16 protein-coding genes and 2 rRNA genes are annotated in these 19,535 nt (G+C 64.4%); 12 read left to right on the top strand and 6 right to left on the bottom strand.

Going from position 1 to position 19,535, the window contains the following annotated elements; genetic code table 11:
• Both AC1AYP_RS09235 and rrf read left to right on the top strand, forming a co-directional pair.
• Positions 1 to 244: ribosomal RNA gene (locus tag AC1AYP_RS09235) — 23S ribosomal RNA — on the top strand; the annotation flags it as partial.
• A 172-nt stretch (positions 245 to 416) separates the two neighbouring features.
• A 5S ribosomal RNA gene (gene rrf, locus AC1AYP_RS09230) occupies positions 417 to 533 on the top strand.
• Between the two features lie 276 nt (positions 534 to 809).
• Here rrf and istB read toward each other — a convergent pair.
• The 3 genes from istB to AC1AYP_RS09215 all read right to left on the bottom strand — a co-directional run bounded on the left by istB (position 810) and on the right by AC1AYP_RS09215 (position 3,657).
• Positions 810 to 1,595 (bottom strand): IS21-like element helper ATPase IstB, encoded by a 786-nt coding sequence (gene istB, locus AC1AYP_RS09225; RefSeq protein ID WP_476503010.1) that lies wholly within the window; start codon positions 1,593 to 1,595, stop codon positions 810 to 812.
• Positions 1,596 to 1,598: 3 nt separating this feature from the next.
• Positions 1,599 to 3,080: an IS21 family transposase gene (gene istA, locus AC1AYP_RS09220; protein ID WP_476503011.1), complete on the bottom strand. Its 1,482-nt coding sequence runs from the start codon at positions 3,078 to 3,080 to the stop codon at positions 1,599 to 1,601.
• Between the two features lie 448 nt (positions 3,081 to 3,528).
• On the bottom strand, positions 3,529 to 3,657 hold the full coding sequence (locus tag AC1AYP_RS09215) for a hypothetical protein (protein ID WP_279324950.1): 129 nt from the start codon (positions 3,655 to 3,657) through the stop codon (positions 3,529 to 3,531).
• 309 nt (positions 3,658 to 3,966) lie between these two features.
• Between AC1AYP_RS09215 and AC1AYP_RS09210 the strand changes: the two genes are divergently transcribed.
• From AC1AYP_RS09210 to AC1AYP_RS09195, 4 genes are all read left to right on the top strand, one after another.
• Complete coding sequence (locus AC1AYP_RS09210) at positions 3,967 to 5,277, top strand: MFS transporter (RefSeq protein WP_101621810.1); 1,311 nt, start codon at positions 3,967 to 3,969, stop codon at positions 5,275 to 5,277.
• 64 nt (positions 5,278 to 5,341) lie between these two features.
• A complete protein-coding gene (locus AC1AYP_RS09205; protein WP_476547618.1) occupies positions 5,342 to 6,382 on the top strand; it encodes an NAD(P)-dependent alcohol dehydrogenase in 1,041 nt (346 codons plus the stop codon).
• Positions 6,383 to 6,641: 259 nt separating this feature from the next.
• Complete coding sequence (locus AC1AYP_RS09200) at positions 6,642 to 7,538, top strand: AraC family transcriptional regulator (RefSeq protein WP_476503014.1); 897 nt, start codon at positions 6,642 to 6,644, stop codon at positions 7,536 to 7,538.
• A gap of 299 nt (positions 7,539 to 7,837) precedes the next feature.
• Positions 7,838 to 10,327 (top strand): glycoside hydrolase family 31 protein, encoded by a 2,490-nt coding sequence (locus AC1AYP_RS09195; protein ID WP_476503073.1) that lies wholly within the window; start codon positions 7,838 to 7,840, stop codon positions 10,325 to 10,327.
• Positions 10,328 to 10,410: 83 nt separating this feature from the next.
• Here AC1AYP_RS09195 and AC1AYP_RS09190 read toward each other — a convergent pair whose 3' ends face one another.
• Positions 10,411 to 11,541: an ROK family transcriptional regulator gene (locus AC1AYP_RS09190; protein ID WP_476503015.1), complete on the bottom strand. Its 1,131-nt coding sequence runs from the start codon at positions 11,539 to 11,541 to the stop codon at positions 10,411 to 10,413.
• Between the two features lie 495 nt (positions 11,542 to 12,036).
• On the opposite strand from AC1AYP_RS09190, the gene adhE reads away from it, so the two are divergent.
• The 3 genes from adhE (at position 12,037) to AC1AYP_RS09175 (ending at position 16,361) form a co-directional block, all read left to right on the top strand.
• Positions 12,037 to 14,766, top strand: coding sequence for a bifunctional acetaldehyde-CoA/alcohol dehydrogenase (gene adhE, locus AC1AYP_RS09185; protein ID WP_476503016.1), 2,730 nt, complete (start codon positions 12,037 to 12,039; stop codon positions 14,764 to 14,766).
• A gap of 224 nt (positions 14,767 to 14,990) precedes the next feature.
• The gene (locus tag AC1AYP_RS09180) at positions 14,991 to 15,848 is read left to right on the top strand and encodes a DUF6591 domain-containing protein (protein ID WP_476547615.1); all 858 of its coding nucleotides are present in this window, start codon (positions 14,991 to 14,993) and stop codon (positions 15,846 to 15,848) included.
• 120 nt (positions 15,849 to 15,968) lie between these two features.
• Complete coding sequence (locus AC1AYP_RS09175; protein ID WP_476503018.1) at positions 15,969 to 16,361, top strand: hypothetical protein; 393 nt, start codon at positions 15,969 to 15,971, stop codon at positions 16,359 to 16,361.
• A gap of 60 nt (positions 16,362 to 16,421) precedes the next feature.
• On the opposite strand, the gene AC1AYP_RS09170 is transcribed toward AC1AYP_RS09175, so the two are convergent.
• On the bottom strand, positions 16,422 to 17,120 hold the full coding sequence (locus AC1AYP_RS09170) for a LysE family translocator (protein WP_476503019.1): 699 nt from the start codon (positions 17,118 to 17,120) through the stop codon (positions 16,422 to 16,424).
• A 136-nt stretch (positions 17,121 to 17,256) separates the two neighbouring features.
• On the opposite strand from AC1AYP_RS09170, the gene AC1AYP_RS09165 reads away from it, so the two are divergent.
• Positions 17,257 to 17,922, top strand: coding sequence for an HAD-IA family hydrolase (locus AC1AYP_RS09165; RefSeq protein WP_476503020.1), 666 nt, complete (start codon positions 17,257 to 17,259; stop codon positions 17,920 to 17,922).
• Positions 17,923 to 17,984: 62 nt separating this feature from the next.
• Here the strand turns inward: AC1AYP_RS09165 and AC1AYP_RS09160 are convergent, their stop codons facing one another.
• Positions 17,985 to 18,350 carry a VOC family protein gene (locus AC1AYP_RS09160; RefSeq protein ID WP_476503021.1) on the bottom strand — a complete coding sequence of 122 codons (366 nt, stop codon included), beginning with the start codon at positions 18,348 to 18,350 and terminating at the stop codon, positions 17,985 to 17,987.
• A 656-nt stretch (positions 18,351 to 19,006) separates the two neighbouring features.
• On the opposite strand from AC1AYP_RS09160, the gene AC1AYP_RS09155 reads away from it, so the two are divergent.
• Together AC1AYP_RS09155 and AC1AYP_RS09150 are read left to right on the top strand one after the other, a co-directional pair.
• Positions 19,007 to 19,192, top strand: a complete 186-nt coding sequence (locus AC1AYP_RS09155; protein WP_476547624.1) for a hypothetical protein — start codon at positions 19,007 to 19,009, stop codon at positions 19,190 to 19,192.
• Complete coding sequence (locus AC1AYP_RS09150) at positions 19,192 to 19,332, top strand: pentapeptide repeat-containing protein (RefSeq protein WP_476511952.1); 141 nt, start codon at positions 19,192 to 19,194, stop codon at positions 19,330 to 19,332. The genes AC1AYP_RS09155 and AC1AYP_RS09150 overlap by 1 nt, the downstream gene beginning before the upstream one ends.
• Positions 19,333 to 19,535: the final 203 nt, after the last annotated feature.

The raw sequence follows: 19,535 nt of genomic DNA, 5'->3' as shown, positions 1-19,535 counted from the left end.
AGAGGACCTGGGTGGACGAACCTCCGGTACGCCGGTTGTCACGCCAGTGGCACCGCCGGTTGGCTGCGTTCGGAAGGGATAACCGCTGAAAGCATCTAAGCGGGAAGCCCGCTCCAAGATAAGTATTCCCTGGGCTTTTCGAAGCCCGTGACCCCCCATGTAGAACACGTGGTCGATAGGCCGGACGTGGAAGCCCCGCGAGGGGTGGAGCCGACCGGTACTAACGGGGAAGCGCGACACACAACCCACACCCCCAAGGAGTGTGGAGAGCATCGGCGAAGACTGCGCGAAACACACGCGACACGGAACAACGGTCCGTGACCACAAAAACGACAGGCAAGCGTCCACCATCCGGTCCCCAAACCACCAGCCATCAGGAGACACGGGACACGATTCCCTCCTGATAATTGAAGATTTGCGGCGGTCATGGCCCAGGGGAGACGCCCGGACCCATTCCGAACCCGGAAGCTAAGACCTGGCACGGCGATGGTACTGCACCCGACAGGGTGTGGGAGAGTAGCACGCCGCCGCACCACAACGAGAACAGGATCCCGGTCGAGCACACGCTCCCGGGGTCCACCCATACCCAGACACCGGACAAGCCACACACGCGGACGGGGGAAACAACCCGCCACGACACGCACGCCACGTCACCACACGCGCGTGCGACCACCCACCGACGATCACGCGCCACCACTGTGTTTTGTCAAGTTGATATGGGCCGTTTCGGCGTTTCTTTTGGTCCGTGTGAGCGGATGGTTTTAGGCCGTTTCGGTGTTGGCCGGTCCTGCTGTTGGTTTGGTTGTTGGTTATTGCATGAGGGCGTGGGTCTTGCGCCAGGATTCGCCCTCGAATCTGATCATCCTGCCGTGGTGGACGGTGCGGTCGATGATCGCGGCGGCCATGTTGGGGTCGCCGAAGATCCTGCCCCATCCGCTGAATTCGATGTTGGTGGTGTAGATGATGCTCTGGGTCTCGTATGCGTTGGTGACGACCTGGAACAGGAGTCTGCTGCCTTCCTCGTCGATGGGTACGTAGCCGAGCTCGTCGATGATGAGCAGCGGGGTCTTGCCGATCGCGGCGAGTTCACGGTCGAGCCGGTTGTCGGCTTGGGCCCGCAGGAGCCGCATGACCAGGCTCGCGGCCGTATGGTAGCGCACCGGGACGCCCTGCCGGCACGCGTTCCTGCCGAGCGCGATGGCGAGGTGGGTCTTGCCGGTGCCGGGAGGGCCGAACAGGACGAGGTCGTCGTGGCCGGTGATGAAGTCGAGGGTCGTGATCTGCTCGCGCCCGTAGTCGACGGGGAATCGGATCGGGGTCCAGTCGTAGCCGTCGAGTTCCTTGTCGGCGGGGAAGCCGGCGGCCTTGAGCAGACGCGAGCGTTTGGAACGTTCCCTGGAGTCGAGTTCGGCCCTCATCCAGGTCTCCATGAATTCCATCTGGCTCGGGGTCGCTTCGGCGAGTTGGTCGGCGAGGACCTGTCGGGTCAGGGGCAGTCGGCGCGCGAGGTCCATGATCGTTTCGATCCTTTCGCCGGTGGACGCGCGGCGGCGTTTCATGTCGGGCATGACGAGCGGCGGACGGTGCGAGCCCATGGCCTATGCCTCCTTCCTTTCCTCCGTCTCGCGGGGTTTCATGAACACGTCGTATCCGGTCAGGTCGGGGGCCGCCTGCTCGTACGGTCTTTCGCCGGCGGCGATGCGGCGGGCCATGGTGGTCAGGCTGGCCTCGTCGAGGGGATGGCCCTGTTCGACGAGGTGCTCGCCGGCCTTGACCGCGGCCCCGAACCCGGACTGGCCGCTGGCCTTGGAAATGAGCCGGAACGCGTTCCTGCGCGCCTTGGCGTCCATGCGGTCGATCGCGAGCCCGGGCTTGTCCGGGAAATCGTCGCGGATGGTGGAATCGGGCCATGCGTTGGTCTTGCGGCTTAACGCGGGCAGGAGGGTGGCGGGGTCGCGGATCGTGGCCGGCGAGTCCCCGTACACGCGGGGCAGTCTGGCGCAGGTGCGCCCGTCCCGGGTGCGGATGGTCACGTCGAACGCGCGCAGAGCGACGTCGAGCCTCCAGCCGCGCCACGAGGGGCCGGCGAGATAATAGTTGCCATCGACCTGCACGCGCCCGTCCTTGTCGGCCTTCCTGACCTCCCACCTGACCGCGTCGTACGGTTTGGCGGGCAACGGCTGCATGCCCGTCCTCTCCTCGTCGAACAGGCTCGCGATCGGCACGCCCTTGCGGTAGTGATCCGTCCTGGCCATCGCGTCGCAGCGTCCCAGCATGTACCGGGTCAGCTGGCCGTAGGACTCCGCGTTCAGGAGAGGCACCATGATATTGCGGCGCAGGAACCCGACCGCGTTCTCCACACTGCCTTTCTCGTTGCCCGAGTCCGGGTTGCAGAAACGCACCTCGAGCCGGTAATGCTCCACGAACAGTTCGAACACCCTGACGACGGTGACCTTGTCCCACGCGATCCGATGGCCGGCGCCGGTGGCGTTGTCGAGCACCAGCGTCAACGGGACCGCGCCGACATGCTCGAACACCGTGCGCAGCCCGGAGCACACGCATTCCGCGTTCTCCCCGGGCAGGGCCACGCAACAGCGCATGTTCGAGTACGGGAACGTGACGACCAGGCAATGCACGTCCGTCCGGCCCCCGCCGATCACGGCCTGCGCCACACCGAAATCGACCTGCGCCTCGCCCGGATGCCACTCGAGCTCGAGATACCCGTCCGACGGGAGCCGATGCTCCTCACGCCACCGCTTCACGTACCGCTGCACCGGCGAATACGAGCCCGCATACCCCTTCTCCGCGACGAGCCGGTCGTAAACGCGCTTGGCGGTGTGACGCTGCTTGCGCGGCATGAACCGGTCGGACTGCAGCCATTCATCGATCACGCCCCTGTACGGGTCGAGCTTCGACGGCCTCGAGACGGGATGCTCCGGTTCCGGCGAGCAATCCTCCCTCCCGGCGTACTTCGCGACCGTGTCACGGGCCACTCCCACCTCTTTCGCGATGCTTCTCCATGACACGCCACGCGCGTCAAGCACCCTGATACGTTGTTGCACGGACACCGGTACCGTCATTCCTTTCCTTTCCCGAGAAAACCTGATGGTTGCTTCCGACTCGGGAAACTAGTACGGGCAGGACGGGCCGGCGTTCGTTTCTCACCACACGCTGAAGTGGACTAAAACCCGCCACTCACACGGAAGACATCCACACGCTCACACGGCCCACTTCCCATTGAACAGACACACACCACCCGCCAACGGGAGGAAACACTATCGGACGGGGCGGGCGATGCGGCCCAGGGCGATCGCGGTGGTCAACACATAGGCCTCACGGGGATTTGGGGGAAACAGAGAGAGGGGACGCCGTTGTCCGATCCTGTTGGAGCATCTGATTGATCGACATGACCGTTGGGCGATCATGTTCGGCATCGAAGGCGATGCATCCTATCGATGCGCGACGTGCGGCAGGAAGACGGCTCATGCCATCCATGCCGCTGCTGTATCGTTCTTAGGCTGTTGCGGTTCAGCGGTTTTCGATGGCTTCGAATGCCTTGGTGGTGGCCTCGCTGTAGCCGGCTTGGGCGAGGGCGTTCATGCCGCTGGCCTCGAAACCACGCATAACCGCTGCCATGAACTTCTTCTTGCTCATCATGATGATGTCCTTTCGTTGGTGCGCCTGCGGCGCATGTGGGCGGTATCTCCGTCCATCGCCGCCTAGCATAACCCCATGCGCCGACTTTTGTAAAGTCACTTTGTAAAATGCGTGTTTCGTGGTTCTCCGCTCGACGTCCTGTGAGGTGGGGTATCCGCTCAAGGAATTGCTGAGCGTTCATAAGGTATGCAAAAAAGTATCAATTCTTGCCATCTAATGCGAGGAAACACCGGTGTTTCTCACGGGAGAATTGTATTAACGCTTCAACGAGGAGCGATAAAGACAACGAAGTTCAGGTAAGGAGACAACGTGGCTCGGGGATTGATGAGAACACTGCTGCCGGGGTTCCTGGCCATCGCGGTGTTCATGACGGGAGACGGCTTCGAGCTGACGTTCCTGTCGAAGTATGTCGTGGATCAGGGATTCAGCTCGTCGCAGGCATCGATGCTGTTCACCATGTATGGTCTGGTCGCGGCGTTGGCCGGATGGTCGTCCGGAGTGCTTGCGGAGATGTTCGGCGCCAAGCGCATCATGCTGGTCGGCGCGGTCTCGTGGATCGCTCTGCACCTGGTGTTCATCGGTGTGGCGTTGCCGAGCCACATCTATCCGCTGATGCTGGTGTCGTACATGCTGCGCGGCATGGGCTACCCGCTGTTCATCTACAGCTACGTGGTACTGCTCGCACAGACCGTGGACCCGAGCAAACTGGCCTCGGCCATGGGATGGTTCTGGACCTCGTACTCCTTCGGCATCGGCGTGTTCGGTGCTTACCTGCCCGCGTTCATCACGCCGGTGATCGGCGAATACTACTCGCTGTGGGTGTCGCTGCCGTTCTCGATTGCCGGTCTGCTCATTTGCCTGTGGTTCGTGCCGAAGACACGCAATGCCGATCTCGACGCGATGAGCACCGCCGACAAGCTGCGTGAACTCTCCCGCGGCGTCACCATCCTCAAGGAGAACCGCCAGATCGCCTTCGCCGCCGTGCTGCGCGTGATCTGCAACCTCACCCTCTACGGATTCCCGGTCATCATGCCGCTGTACCTCGCCACGCATACCAACGGCGGCGGCGCATGGTTCAAGGTCACCGAATGGTCCACCATCTGGGGGCTGCTCTTCGTCGTCACCGTGTTCGGCAACGTGTTCTGGGGTCGTATGGGCGACCGGTTCGGCTGGATGCGCCAGATGCGTTGGTGGGGATGCTGGCTCTCCGCCCTCGGCACGCTCGCCATGTACTACGTGCCCCAGTTCTTCGGCCGCAACCTGCCGCTCATGTACCTGTGCGCGGTGGTGCTCGGCATGGGTATCTCCGCCTTCGTGCCGATGGGTGCGGTGTTCCCCGCGCTGGAGCCCGAGCACAAGGGGGCCGCGGTCTCCGCGCACAACCTCGCCTCCGGTCTGACGACCTTCTGCGGTCCGTTCATCGCCACCGTGCTGCTGGAGACGGTCGGGTTCGCCGGCGTGTGCTGGGCGTACGCGATCTGCTACATCGGCGGATCGGTCGTCTCCCTGTGGATTCGACCGAAGCAACCCGGTTTCGATGAGAAAGGTCGTCGCATCGATCGGAGCGTGTCCACGGAGACGATGCCGGCGATGGCCTCGCAGTCCTCGGCCGTGGTCTGATCCGTCTTTCCCATCCATATCAACCAACAACCATCAACAACCATCCAATCAAAGGAGCATCATCATGAAGGCAGTCGTTCTCGAGAAGCAGGGCGTCATCAACGTGCGCGAGGTCCCGGACGTCCAGGCGCCCGGTCCCGGCGAACTGCGCATCGCGCCGCATACCGTGGGCGTGTGCGGCTCCGACCTGCACTACTACACGCACGGACGCGTCGGCAAGTACGTCGTCGAACAGCCGATGATTCTCGGTCATGAGGCCGCGGGCACCGTGCTCGAAGTCGGCTCCGGCGTCACCGATTTCAAGCCCGGCGACCGCGTCGCCCTCGAACCCGGCATCCCCGACATGACTTCGCGCGCCAGCCGACTGGGCATGTACAACGTCGACCCGGCCGTGCGCTTCTTCGCCACCCCGCCGATCGACGGTTGCCTGTGCGAAGAGGTCATCCACCCGGCCGCGTTCACCTACCACCTGCCCGACAACATGAGCTTCGGCGAGGGCGCGCTGCTCGAGCCTACCGCCGTGGGCATGTGGGCCGCCACCAAGGCGCGTATCAAGCCCGGCGACGTGTGCGTCGTGACCGGATCGGGCACGGTGGGCATGCTCACCGCTTCCGCCGCGCTCGCCGGCGGCGCCTCCAAGGTGCTCGTCTCCGACGTCTCCGCCGTCAAGCTTGGCATCATCGGCCAGATTCCGGGCGTCATCCCGGTCGATCTGACGAAGGAGGATCTCGTCGAGCGGGTCCGCGAGGAGACCGGCGGCTGGGGTGCCGACGTGGCGTTCGAATGCTCCGGCGCACCGAAGGCCTACGAGACGTTCTGGAAGCTCATCGCCCCCGGCGGCTGCGCGGTGCTCGTCGGCATCCCGGTCGATCCGGTGTCGATTGACATCACCGAGCTGCAGGCCACCGAAGTGCGTATCGAGAACGTCTTCCGCTACGCCAACGTGTACCAGAAGGCCATCGATTTGGTCGCCAGCGGCAGGCTCAACCTCAAGCCCTTCATCACCGACACCTTCGCGATGAAGGACGCCAAGGCAGCCTTCGACCGTATGGACGAGGGTCGTCCGGGTGACATCAAGCTGCAGATCACCGTCGACCGCGACTGATCGCGCGGTTGACAGGTGACCGTCCGACGGCGGCGTGACGGCCGTCCGAGGGGCGCCATGAATAATCGATGACGGGCCGGCGGGATTCCCTTTTTCCGCCGCCGGCGCGCATCGGCATTTCCGGTGTTCCTCGGACGGTCGTCACGTCGTTTTCCGATGCCCGGTGGTATCCGTCGACGGGAGCCGGTGAACGATCGGAGGCCGGACATCGGGCGGCGGACGGTGCGGTATCGTGGAGGAATCGACGAGGAGGTTGGCGATGGATGCGCGTGACGCCGGCATGATCCCATACTCGGATGCTGGATCGCTGGAGGTGATCGTCCCCGATGGGGACGCCGCCATACGCTGGTCGAGCCACGGGTATCCGAGCGCGTTGGCCCGATGGCACTACCATCCGCAGATCGAAATCCACCTGATCCGTGAGGGAAGCGGACAGCTCATGGCCGGGGACGGACTCATGCCGTTCGAGGCGGGGCATGTGGCGATGATCGGCTCGAACCTGCCTCATAACTGGCTGTCGGACATCATCCCCGGCGAACGGCTCGCCCATCGTGACGTGCTGTGCCATGTCCGCCCGCAGACGCTGCGATTGCTGGCGTCGGCGTTCCCCGAGACCGCCGGGTTCGAGCAGGTGGTGCGTCGCGCGTCGCATGCACTCGTCCTGTCGGGAGACTCCGCGCACGAGGCGGGAGGCCTGCTGGAGACGATGGGGGAGCATGACGCGGCGCGGCGCGTGGCCGACCTCATCGCCATCCTCACGGTGTTCCAACAGGCGCCGGCGGATGAGGTTCGCACCGTGGTGACCCCGGGATACAATCCGCAGGTCGCCTTCGGTGCCGAGGACGACGTCAACGTCGCCATCGCCTATATTTCGTCGCATCTCGATACGGTCACGCTGTCGGATGCCGCCGAAGCGGCCTCGATGAGCGTATCGACCTTTTCCCGCTTCTTCAAACGGGTGGCCGGCATCGGTTTCGCCGATTTCGTCCGTCGCCTGCGCGTGGGGCGCGCCTGCCGCCTGCTGACCTGCACCGATCTGCCGATCGCACGTATCCAACGGATGAGCGGCTATGACAACGCCTCCAACTTCAACCGCCGGTTCCGCGACGAGACCGGCGTGACACCGTCGCAGTACCGTCACGCGCATGCATCCTGATGTGCGTCGCTCACGTCATCTCAGCAACGGGATCGTGCGCGTGGGTGAGCTGTTGAGGGGAAGTGTAATGCATGCACGCCGTTGTGTATGCAAGCGCTATGATAATCCAATCACGGCGGAAACATATTGATATTCCGCAGAATGATATCGCAGTTTTCTTGAGCGTGGCTCATATTGTGCAAGCGCTATTATCGTAGATGTCAACCAATCGGACATCACGATACGCAGCACACGACAAAGGAGTTCACGTGGTAGACCGCAATCTCTTCTCGCTCGGTACGCTTGGCGCACATCCGGCGATGAACCCGGACCGCATCATCCAGGGCGACCGGTGGCGCATCGGCGTCATCACCGAGTCGCTCATCCGCTTCGAATGGTCCGATTCCGGCCGGTTCGTCGACGACGCCACGCAGTCCGTGCTCAACCGCGACTTCGGCCCGGACGCCGCACCGGAGTTCACCGTCGTCGAACGCGACGGATGGCTGGAGATCGAAACCCCATCGCTTCACATCTCCTACAACCAGGCCCCGTTCAGCAAGGAGGGCCTGTATGCCACCATCAAGAACGTCAAGGCCATCGACAACACGTGGCATTACGGCGACGATCAGATGCGCAACCTCGGCGGCACGGCGCGCACCCTCGACTTCGCCAACGGCCGCATCCCCGTCGGTCCCGGCGTCAACGGCACCGACGGCTGGGCCGTCATCGACGATTCGGAGTCGAACATCATCCGCGAGACGCCGGAAGTCAACGGCAAGGCGAACCCGTTCGGCACGTGGGTGACGCCGAAGCCGGAGCCCACCACCGACTTCTACCTGTTCGCCTACGGGCACCGCTACCGCGAGGCCGTGCACGACCTCTACCGCCTGACCGGACCGACCCCGCTGCTGCCGCGCTTCACGCTCGGCAACTGGTGGAGCCGCTACCACCGCTACACCGAGGCCGAGTACATGACGCTCGTCGAACGGTTCGAGAAGGAGGGCATCCCGTTCACCACCGCCGTGGTCGACATGGACTGGCATCTCGTCGACGACGTCGACCCGAAGTACGGTTCCGGCTGGACCGGCTACACGTGGAACAAGGACTTCTTCCCCGATCCGAAGCGCTTCATGGCGTGGCTGCACGAGCAGGGCATGAAGATCACGCTCAACGTGCACCCGAAGGACGGCGTGCGCGCGTTCGAGGAACGTTACCCGGAACTCGCCGAGGCGATGGGCATCGACCCGAAGACCGAGGAGGCCGTGCAGTTCGACCTCACCGATCCGAAGTTCATGGAGGCCTACTTCGACAAGCTCCACCATCCGATGGAGGACGAGGGCGTCGACTTCTGGTGGCTCGACTGGCAGCAGGGCGGCACCACCCGCCAGCCCGGCCTCGACCCGCTGTGGGGCCTCAACCACCTGCACTACCTCGACTCGGCGCGCGCCGACGGCAGCGACTACGCCGCGCGCAACCCGCGCCCGCTCACCTTCTCCCGTTACGCCGGCCCCGGCTCGCACCGCTATCCGATCGGCTTCTCCGGCGATACGGTCGTCAACTGGGAGTCCCTGAAGTTCCAGCCCGAATTCACCGCCACCGCCTCCAACATCGGCTACGGCTGGTGGAGCCACGACATCGGCGGCCACATGTTCGGCTACCGCGACGAGGAGCTGGAGGCGCGCTGGTACCAGTTCGGCGCGTTCAGCCCGATCAACCGCCTGCACTCCACCGACTCGCCGTTCAACGGCAAGGAGCCGTGGAACTTCCACGGCGACGTGGCCGCCGCGATGACCGCCGCGCTGCGCCTGCGCCACGCGATGATCCCGTACCTGTACACGATGAACCGCCGCGCCGCCTACGAGGGCGAGCCGCTCGTCCAGCCGCTCTACTGGGACTGGCCGGAGATCCGCGACGCGTACAAGCTCGTCGACGAGTTCCGCTTCGGCACCGAACTGCTCGTCGCGCCGATCGTCGCCCCGGCCGAGAAGAGCGTGCAGCGCGCGAAGGCCGACGTGTGGCTGCCGCAGGGCACGTGGTTCGACTTCTTCGACGGGCGCCGCTACGAGTCGCGTCCCGCCGCCGGCCGTCGCATCGAGGCGTGGCGAGGGCTCGACCGCATGCCCGTCTTCGCGAAGGCCGGCGCGATCGTGCCGCTGCAGGAGGAGACGGCCGGCGAGCCGCTCAACTCGATCGCGAACCCGAAGTCCCTGCGCGTCGTCGCCTTCCCCGGCGCGAGCGGCGCGTTCACGCTGTGGGAGGACGACGGCGCGCCCGAGGCGTCCGTGCGTTGGGCGTCGACCGCGCTGTCGCTGACCGTGGGTGAGGCGGACGGCGACGCCGCGACGTTCACCGTCGCGCCGGTCGCCGGTGCCGCCGGCGTCGTGCCGGAGACGCGCGACTGGACGCTCGTCCTCCGCGGCGTCGACGCGGCGGCCGCCGCGAACGTCGCCGTCACATCCGGCGGCCGCGCGCTCGCCGCCGACGTCAGCTACGACGCGGCGACGTTGAGCACCGTCGTGCGTGTCTCCGGCGTCGCTGCGACGGACGGCCTCACGGTGACGTTCGCCAAGGGACTGCCGCTCGCCGGCGACACCGTGGTCGAGGACGCGTTCGCTGTGCTCAAGGACGCGCAGATGCTCTACCTCACCAAGGAGACCGCCTACGCGATGGTCAAGGAGCTCGGGAAGGACGCGCTGCCAGCCATGCACACGATCGAGGACCTGCACGGCGTGGACGAGAGCCGTGAATTCGATTCGCACATGCCGCAGCCGGTGATTCAGGCGCTCGCCGAGGTCCTCACCCGCGCCTGAACGGATTACCAACGGCTATGCGCGATTTTGGTGCGCGAATCGGGTGATTCGCGCACCAAAATCGCGCGGAGGGAACGGGCGCCTCACTCGCCGCAGATCTCGCTCAGATAGGTCTCCACGTATCTGAGGGCCGCGCCGATGATCGTCTGGTCTTCGGCGTGGGTGCTGCGGCGCAGCGTGAACCGTTCCGTGCCGAACGGGCTGCGTTTGATGACCCGCTGCTTGAGGTCCTCGATGTCGGAATCCTCCAGATACTGGGAGGCCTCGCCGCCGACGATCACGTCGCCGGCGATCACCGAGCGCGCGTTGACGATCGCCTGCGCCACGTAGTCGAGCCATTCGTTCATGCGCTCGCGGTGGTGGCGTTCGCCCTGTTCGAGCACGCTGAAGAAGCCGGGGATGGACTCGTAGTCCTCGGTGAGGGATTCGGGCGAGCAGTACGGGTCCATGCAGCCGCGGTTGCCGCAGTAACATTCGCGGCCTCCCGGCACGAGCGTCATGTGCTCGATGGTGCCGTTGCACATGTTCGGCCCCTGGTACAGTTTGCCGTTCACGATCACCGCGCCGCCCGGCCGCCGTTCGAGGTAGACGCATACGGCGTCGGTGAGCGAATGGTCGAACCAGAGTTCGGCCATCGCAGACGCGTCGGAATCGTGGATCATCATGCACGGGCGGTGGATGGACTGCGTGATCGTGTCGAGCGTGAGTCCCGTGTTGCGCATGATGTTGCCGAAGATGATCCGGTCGCCGGCGTGGCTGACGATGCCCTGGACGGAGAAGGAGACGCCGAGCACCGGCCCGTGCTTCTTCTCCACCTCCGCCGCGAAGTTCTCGATGATGGCGCCGACGCGCTGGTAGTACACGTTGGCGTTGCGGTAGGGGAGCGTGCGTTCGAGCCGTTCGACGACGGTGCCGTTGAGATCGACCGCGCACATGCGCACCTCGTTCGAGCGCATGGCCACGCCGATGGCGGTGCGATGGTCCGGGTTGAACTCGTAGCCGCGGGCCTTGCGTCCGCCGGTGGACTGCTGCAGTTCGCCCTGGCGGATGATGCCGTCCTGCTCCAGCGCCCGCAGGTTCTGGGTGATGGTGGGCAGGCTCAGTCCGAGCTCGCGTTCGATCTCCTGCTTGGTGACGTGTTCGTGATGGTACAGGTATTGGGTCATGGCGATGCGGTTGTGTGCCTTCACCGCCGTCGATGGCATTGCCTTCATGCGAGACCTCCGTTGGATGCAATACCGACAGTATGCTTGTGCTGATAGTGTACTTTTATAAAAGTGATTTTGCATATTGTCGGGCGTGGCGCGCGTATAGTGGCGCAATGACGCGGATGTGGGCGGTTGACTTTTGTGAAGTGGGTTTATGTATTCTAGTCTTAGGGGACGGCTTTTAGAAAACCACTTTTAAAAAGTGAGGCAGTGGGGCGTGTCGGGCGGCTGTGATTTTCATCAAAAAGTGAACAAAAAGCACCAAATTTCCGGCATTTGAGCGCTTTTGTTCGCCTTATCGCACAAAACATTACATAAAACGCCCATATTCGCACGCGAAACGCCGTCGATTTTGTGCGCATGCAGGTCGTTGACCAATTCGTTATATTGTGACGCAGGCCACAGAGAACGACATGAAGTCGGACCGGCCGAACGTTGTCCGCCCCAGCGGCGGGAGATTACAGAACACGAGTTTTGCTTAACGCACATCGAGGAGGATTCATGGCAGAAGCAAAGAAGACCGAGGCTCCCACCAAGCCGAGCCCGGAGGAGAAGCAGGCCGCCGCGCAGGCGGAGGTCGACGCGCTCGTCGCCAAGGGCCTCAAGGCCCTGGACGAGTTCGAGAAGCTCGACCAGAAGCAGGTCGACCACATCGTGGCGAAGGCGTCCGTCGCCGCGCTGAACAAGCACCTCGTGCTGGCGAAGATGGCCGTGGACGAGACCGGCCGTGGTCTCGTGGAGGACAAGGCCACGAAGAACATCTTCGCGTGCGAGCACGTGACCAACTACCTGGCCGGCCAGAAGACCGTCGGCATCATCCGCGAGGACGACGTCATGGGCATCGACGAGGTCGCCGAGCCGGTGGGCGTGGTCGCGGGCGTCACCCCGGTCACCAACCCGACCTCCACCGCGATCTTCAAGTCCCTGATCGCCCTGAAGACCCGCTGCCCGATCATCTTCGGCTTCCACCCGGGTGCGCAGAAGTGCTCCGTGGCCGCCGCGAAGATCGTGCGCGACGCCGCCATCGAGGCCGGCGCCCCGGAGAACTGCATCCAGTGGATCGAGCACCCGTCGATCGAGGCGACCGGCGCACTGATGAGGCACGACGGCATCGCGACGATCCTGGCGACCGGTGGCCCGGGCATGGTCAAGGCCGCGTACTCGTCCGGCAAGCCGGCCCTCGGCGTCGGCGCCGGCAACGCCCCGGCCTACGTCGACTCCGACGTGGACGTCGTGCGCGCCGCCAACGACCTGGTCCTCTCCAAGCACTTCGACTACGGCATGATCTGCGCCACCGAGCAGGCCATCATCGCCCACAAGGACGTCTACGACCGTCTGGTCGCCGAGCTCAAGCGCCGCAAGGCCTACTTCGTGAACAAGGAGGAGAAGGCCAAGCTCGAGCAGTACATGTTCGGCTGCACCGCCGGCTCCGGCCAGACCCCGAAGCTCAACTCCGTGGTGCCGGGCAAGTCCCCGCAGTACATCGCCAAGGCCGCCGGCTTCGAGATCCCGGCGGACGCGACCATCCTCGCCGCCGAGTGCTCCGAGGTCTCCGACAACGAGCCGCTCACCCACGAGAAGCTCGCCCCGGTGCAGGCCGTGCTCAAGGCCGACGGCAAGGAGCAGGCGTTCGAGATGTGCGAGGCCATGCTCAAGCTGGGCGCCGGCCACACCGCCGCCATCCACACCAACAACCAGGAGCTCGTGCGCGAGTACGGCCTTCGCATGCACGCCTGCCGCATCATCTGGAACCAGCCGAGCTCGCTGGGCGGCATCGGCGACATCTACAACGCGATCGCCCCGTCGCTGACCCTGGGCTGCGGCTCCTACGGCGGCAACTCGGTGTCCGGCAACGTGCAGGCCGTGAACCTGGTCAACATCAAGCGCATCGCTCGGAGGAACAACAACATGCAGTGGTTCAAGATCCCGGCCAAGACCTACTTCGAGCCGAACGCGATCAAGTACCTGCGCGACATGTACGGCATCGAGAAGGCCGTCATCGTGTGCGACAAGGTCATGGAGCAGCTCGGCATCGTCGACAAGATCATCGACCAGCTGCGCGCCCGCTCCAACCGCGTCACCTTCCGCATCATCGACTACGTCGAGCCGGAGCCGTCGGTCGAGACCGTCGAGAAGGGCGCCGAGATGATGCGCGAGGAGTTCGAGCCGGACACGATCATCGCGGTCGGCGGCGGCTCCCCGATGGACGCCTCCAAGATCATGTGGCTGCTCTACGAGCACCCGGAGATCAGCTTCTCCGACGTGCGCGAGAAGTTCTTCGACATCCGCAAGCGCGCGTTCAAGATCCCGCCGCTGGGCAAGAAGGCCAAGCTCGTGTGCATCCCGACCTCCTCCGGCACCGGCTCCGAGGTCACGCCGTTCGCGGTCATCACCGACCACAAGACCGGCTACAAGTACCCGATCACCGACTATGCGCTCACCCCGTCCGTCGCGATCGTGGATCCGGTCCTGGCCCGCACCCAGCCGCGCAAGCTCGCCTCCGACGCCGGCTTCGACGCCCTGACCCACAGCTTCGAGGCGTACGTGTCCGTGTACGCGAACGACTTCACCGACGGCATGGCCCTGCACGCCGCCAAGCTGATCTGGGACAACCTGGCCGAGTCCGTCAACGGCGAGCCGGGCCTGGAGAAGACCAACGCGCAGGAGAAGATGCACAACGCCGCCACCATGGCCGGCATGGCGTTCGGCTCCGCGTTCCTCGGCATGTGCCACGGCATGGCCCACACGATCGGCGCCCTGTGCCACATCGCGCACGGCCGCACCAACTCCATCCTGCTGCCGTACGTGATCCGCTACAACGGCCAGGTGCCGGAGGAGCCGACCTCGTGGCCGAAGTACAACAAGTACATCGCCGACGAGCGCTACCGCGACATCGCAATCAACCTCGGCATCGATCCGGGCAAGACCCCGGCCGAGGCCGTCGAGAACCTGGCGAAGGCCGTCGAGGACTACCGCGACAACAAGCTCGGCATGAACAAGAGCTTCCAGGAGTGCGGCGTGGACGAGGACTACTTCTGGAGCGTCCTCGACCAGATCGGCATGCGCGCCTACGAGGACCAGTGCACGCCGGCCAACCCGCGCATCCCGCTGATCAACGATATGAAGGACATCGCCGTGGCCGCCTACTACGGCGTCTCCCAGGCCGACGGCCACAAGATTCGCGTCGAGCGCGAAGGGGAGGCCGCCACTGAGGAGGCCTCCGAGCGCTGAACACGCTAGGCTAGGCGGTCTCCGGCCCTCTCGTCAGAGTGAGACCTGCGACCGGCCTTCCCCATAACGATGAGGTCCCCTTCCGTCAGGAAGAGGACCTCATCGTCTTCGCACATCCTTTTTCCCGCCGATTCAGTCGCCAACTGATGCCGTCCCACGTGATCCTCCCGATAATGGCCCGTGAACAACGTGTCGAACGAGAGAACAAGGAGCACGACATGCGTATGGAACGGAAGATCGCGGGCGGCGTGGCCTGCGTGATGGCGGCGGCGATGATGCTTGCCGGTTGCGGCGGTCCGACGGGCACCGGATCGAATGGCGCGTCCGGCGGCTCGGCGTCACCGGTGGCGAAGCCGCTGGACCTCTCCAAGCTCGAGACGAGCGTCGCGTCGACGCCCGTCGACAACCAGCGTCAGGACATGATGTCGTTCACGAACGGCACGAACGTCACCATCGTCGCCGTCTCACTCAACTACCGGCAGAAAAGCGATGTGACCGACGACCAGCGGCAGGCGGCGTTCGCCGACCTGCGGCAGGCCGTGACGATGATCGAGGACTCCGACTACGAGGAGCTCAAGACCGAACCGCTCAAATGCACGAGCAACCTCATCGTCAAGCCGGGCGCGACCAGCGAGAACGGCGAATGCACGATCGGCGGGTGGAAGGCCATCGGCGACTTCACACCGCTCATGGAACCGGACACGATGTCCGTCGCCTACCTGAAGGGCACGAACACAATCGGCAAAGCCACCTACGACTTCGTCAACAAGAAGACCACACTCGACAAGGCCGAAAGCAAGGCGAACCAGTGGGGCGACGACAAGCTCACCAAGACCCTGCCCAAGCCCGAATCGACGATCATCGGCGGCTCGGTGAACGACACGAGCGTCGGATACAGCGTCTACGGCACCACGCACGACCAGTTCGCCGCCTACGTCGAACAGTGCAAGCAGAAGGGCTTCACCGTCGACGGCGAAGGCGACAACTACGCGTCGATGAAAGGCTCGAACGGTTCCGATCTATCCGTGCACTACTTCCCCGACGACGAGAAGATGACCATCAATCTCCACACCGCCGACTGAGCCCGGAGCGGTCCCGTTCCCCTCGCCGTATGAGCAAGCTCACGGGAGTCGGAAGCTCTCGCGACATCATCGTCCTGTACAGTGGTCGACAACGGACGATCATCGACGAAGGGGCGTGACATGGGACTGTTCGACGGCATCAGGAACATCGTGGGCGGCGTGCTGGGCGATACGGTCGGCGACGCGGCGAACGGTGCCATCGGCAACATCGCCGAACAGTTCGTCGGCGGCGTCGACCTGAGTACGATCGGCGACCTGCCGGCGGCTGTGATCGAGCAGTTCGACGCCGGCCAGCTCGGCGAGATCGCGCAGATCGCCGGCGACCATCTCAACGCGGAACAGCTCGGCGACCTGACCGCACTGGCCGAGGAGCACATCTCCGCCGACCAGATCGGAAACGTGGCCGGCATGATCCAGGAGCAGGGCACGAACCTCGACCTCGGCTCGATTGCCGAACAGGCCGGTCTGCCCGGCGACGTCATCGGCCAGATCTCCAGCCTGCTCGGCCGCTGAGCCCGCGGCGGGTGCTGCCGTCACCGATGGCATCGACGCCGAATGGCCGGACGGACCCGCTCAGGCGGCGAGACGGCTGCGGATCGCTTCGGTGACGGTCACGCCGCCCAGCACGGCCATGATGCCCGCGGACACCAGACTCAGGATGCGGCGCGAACGGCCCGACTTGAGCCTGCCGGCGAAGAACGCGGCCATGCAGGCGAGCGTGACGAGCACCATCATGCTTTCCGTGAAGTGGATGAGCCCCAGCGAGACGCCCATCCGCAGGTGATCGACGCCCGGCACGAGGAACTGGGGGATGACGGCGATGTAGAACACACCGATCTTCGGGTTGAACAGGTCGGTGAGGAAGCCGCGCACGAACGAAGTGACGATGGGGGAGGCGAGCGGGCCGCGTCCGGTGCCCGCGGTCGCGACGGCCGCCGTCGGTTCGGCTGGTTCGGCCATCTCCGGTTCCCCGTCCTTGCCGGCCTTCGGCCTGCGGACGAGACTGAACGCCAGATAGAACAGGTACAGGCCGCCGAGCAGCCTGATCGCGTCATAGGCGAGCGGGAACGCGTTGATGATCGCGGCGAGACCGACCGCCGCGGCCACCGCCCACGCGAGCACGCCGAACGAGATGCCGCACGCCGCCGCGATGCCGCGCCGACGCGTCGAATTGATGGTCTCGTTGACCACCATCATCATGTCCAATCCCGGCAGCAGGGCCATCGAACCCGCCACCAGCGCGAACCCCAGCAGCGCCTGCACATACGTCATGTCGCATCTCCTCTCCCCATCGGACGCCCGCTTCCCGGGCATCCCGCGAACCGTCGATCGCCACCCACTGTACCGTCCGCACGTTGCGGCGGACGCGTCGCGTCCCGTTGGACGGCGCGGGTGTACGGTGTCGCGTATGAGCGTTTCCCCCGTGAGCCGTCCCGTGCGTCCCGCATACGACGACGTGATCTTCGATTTCTGCGACGTGCTGGTCGACTGGAGGCCGCGCGCCGCGGTCGACGGCGTCGTGCCGGACGCCGCCGCCGACCGGCTGTTCGACCGCGACGACCCATACGGATTCTGGCATTACGACGAACTGTCCGACCCGGGCTGGAGTGAGGAACGCATCCTCGCCGACTACGCCGCGCATCATGCGGCCGACGCGGCCGACGCGGGCGAACCGCCGGAACTCGCGGCGTTCCGCACGTATTTCGCACGCCAACGGCTCGCGCTCACCGGCATGCTGCCCGGCATGGACGGACTGCTGCACGACCTCGCCGCGGCCGGCGTGCGCTGCTGGGGACTGACGAACTTCACCGTGAAATACGTGGACGCCGCCCGCGAACTGTTCCCCACGCTCGGACTGCTGCGCGACGTGGTCGTCTCCAGCGCCGAACGCATCCACAAGCCCGACGCGGAGATTTACCGTCGCGCGGTCGCCCGCTTCGGCGTCGACCCGGCGCAGGCGGCGTTCGTCGACGACAAACAGCGCAACGCCGACGCCGCGGCCGCCGCCGTGCCCGGTCTGACCGGCATCCGCTTCACCGACGCCACGTCGCTGCGCGCCCGGCTGTTCGCATAGGGCGTTCACGCGGTTGCTCATGCGTGGTCCGGACGCGAGCGACCGCGGAATCGGCGCCCCGCTTACTGCAGGCAGGCCTCGATGTTGTTGCCGTCCGGGTCGTGGATGAACGCGGCGTAGTAGGTCGGGCCGTAGTTCGGGCGTGGACCGGGTTGGCCGTTGTCCGTGCCGCCGGCGGCGAGACCGGCCTCATGGAACGCCTTGACGACGTTCTGATCGGCGGCGCGGAACGCCAGATGCGCCGGGACGAGCGGATTGCCGTCCTTCGGCGACTGGATCCACACGCTGTCACCGTCCGCATCGTTCGCGAAGCACACGGCGCCCGGGAACTCATGCTTCTTCACGTATCCCAGCGGTGCCAGTAGCTTCTCGTAGAACTCCGCACGCTCGTTCGCATCCTTGACGAACAATCCGACATGATCGATCATGACAGCCTCCTTATGACTGATGACTGACGTTCGACTCGCGGAACCGCACAGGGTATCGTGCGCGTGCATCGCGCCGGCGTATCCCGCCCGGTTCCGTCCTTCCCAGTGTAGTGCCGGAACGGCAAGGCGTTGCCTACGTATCGTGCATGGATATGAATGCCGGGAGAAGCTTGTGTTTCCAACCGCTACGGAGAATGGCGACGATGCTTCTTGGGACCGATGACAGGCCGGTGTCCGATAAGACACTGACGGCGGTGGGGAGGTGTAGGAATCCGGCGGATAGGGAAGGTGTAGGAATCCGGCGGGCGGGGAGCGCGTAAGGATGCGAAACCATGCTGGCTACGCGATGGCGGGTGCCTGTGAAGAGTCGTGCCTTCGCGTGGGGATAGGCGACTGATATGCCTTCTATTGTTGACGGAATCGAACCTGGCAGGCGATGGAAGCCGGTTCGCCTGGGCTTCTTGGGGCCAATGACAGGCCGGTGTCCGATAAGACACTGACAATGGTGGGGAAGGCGTGTGCTGACGGAATCGAACCTGGCAGGCGATGGAAGCCGGTTCGCCTGGGCTTCTTGGGGCCAATGACAGGCCGGTGTCCGATAAGACACTGACAATGGTGGGGAAGGCGTGTGCTGACGAAATCAAACTTGGCAAGCGATGGAAACCAGCAATCATCAGGTGTTGCAACAATCACTAGAACCCGCCAACCCACCCCACCCAGACAACCCCCTCTCATGTTCCGCATATGGAAGGCTCTGCAACAACGCTGAAGCCCGACTTCTCGCCGCACAGACTGGCGAAGACCTGTTCATCGATGCCATCGATGAACAAGGGCGCGATTGATGGCTGCTGAGTGGTCGTCTCGTGTTTCAGGAGATGAACGGTGTTGTGTCTTGTCGGGTTGTGTCTTGTCGGGTTGTGTCTTGTCGGGTTGTGTCTTGTCGGGTTGTGTCTTATCGGACACTAGGTTGCCAGCGCTGTGACTTTGTTTTGCGACCCCGCCCACTAATCGTTAGCATCCCCGTATCCCCGTATCCCCGTATCCCCGTATCCCCGTATCTCCGTATTCGCATCCCGTATCGCAGGACACAGATCATTGGCATCAGACGGTATGAGCTGGAACACGACGATGTATGCAACGCGTACCGTTGGCGCCTTGAGGTTCGGCCTGCGTCGGATTCTCATG

It is taken from the genome of Bifidobacterium sp. LH_424, assembly GCF_056356895.1.
This window is presented reverse-complemented; position numbering and strand designations above follow the sequence as displayed.

Coding starts and splice junctions, on each gene's coding strand:
- istB (WP_476503010.1), bottom strand. CDS start 1,595: ATGGGCTCGCACCGTCCGCCGCTCGTCATGCCCGACATGAAACGCCGC.
- istA (WP_476503011.1), bottom strand. CDS start 3,080: ATGACGGTACCGGTGTCCGTGCAACAACGTATCAGGGTGCTTGACGCG.
- AC1AYP_RS09215 (WP_279324950.1), bottom strand. CDS start 3,657: ATGATGAGCAAGAAGAAGTTCATGGCAGCGGTTATGCGTGGTTTCGAG.
- AC1AYP_RS09205 (WP_476547618.1), top strand. CDS start 5,342: ATGAAGGCAGTCGTTCTCGAGAAGCAGGGCGTCATCAACGTGCGCGAG.
- AC1AYP_RS09200 (WP_476503014.1), top strand. CDS start 6,642: ATGGATGCGCGTGACGCCGGCATGATCCCATACTCGGATGCTGGATCG.
- AC1AYP_RS09195 (WP_476503073.1), top strand. CDS start 7,838: ATGAACCCGGACCGCATCATCCAGGGCGACCGGTGGCGCATCGGCGTC.
- AC1AYP_RS09190 (WP_476503015.1), bottom strand. CDS start 11,541: ATGAAGGCAATGCCATCGACGGCGGTGAAGGCACACAACCGCATCGCC.
- adhE (WP_476503016.1), top strand. CDS start 12,037: ATGGCAGAAGCAAAGAAGACCGAGGCTCCCACCAAGCCGAGCCCGGAG.
- AC1AYP_RS09180 (WP_476547615.1), top strand. CDS start 14,991: ATGGAACGGAAGATCGCGGGCGGCGTGGCCTGCGTGATGGCGGCGGCG.
- AC1AYP_RS09175 (WP_476503018.1), top strand. CDS start 15,969: ATGGGACTGTTCGACGGCATCAGGAACATCGTGGGCGGCGTGCTGGGC.
- AC1AYP_RS09170 (WP_476503019.1), bottom strand. CDS start 17,120: ATGACGTATGTGCAGGCGCTGCTGGGGTTCGCGCTGGTGGCGGGTTCG.
- AC1AYP_RS09165 (WP_476503020.1), top strand. CDS start 17,257: ATGAGCGTTTCCCCCGTGAGCCGTCCCGTGCGTCCCGCATACGACGAC.
- AC1AYP_RS09160 (WP_476503021.1), bottom strand. CDS start 18,350: ATGATCGATCATGTCGGATTGTTCGTCAAGGATGCGAACGAGCGTGCG.
- AC1AYP_RS09155 (WP_476547624.1), top strand. CDS start 19,007: ATGGAAACCAGCAATCATCAGGTGTTGCAACAATCACTAGAACCCGCC.
- AC1AYP_RS09150 (WP_476511952.1), top strand. CDS start 19,192: ATGGCTGCTGAGTGGTCGTCTCGTGTTTCAGGAGATGAACGGTGTTGT.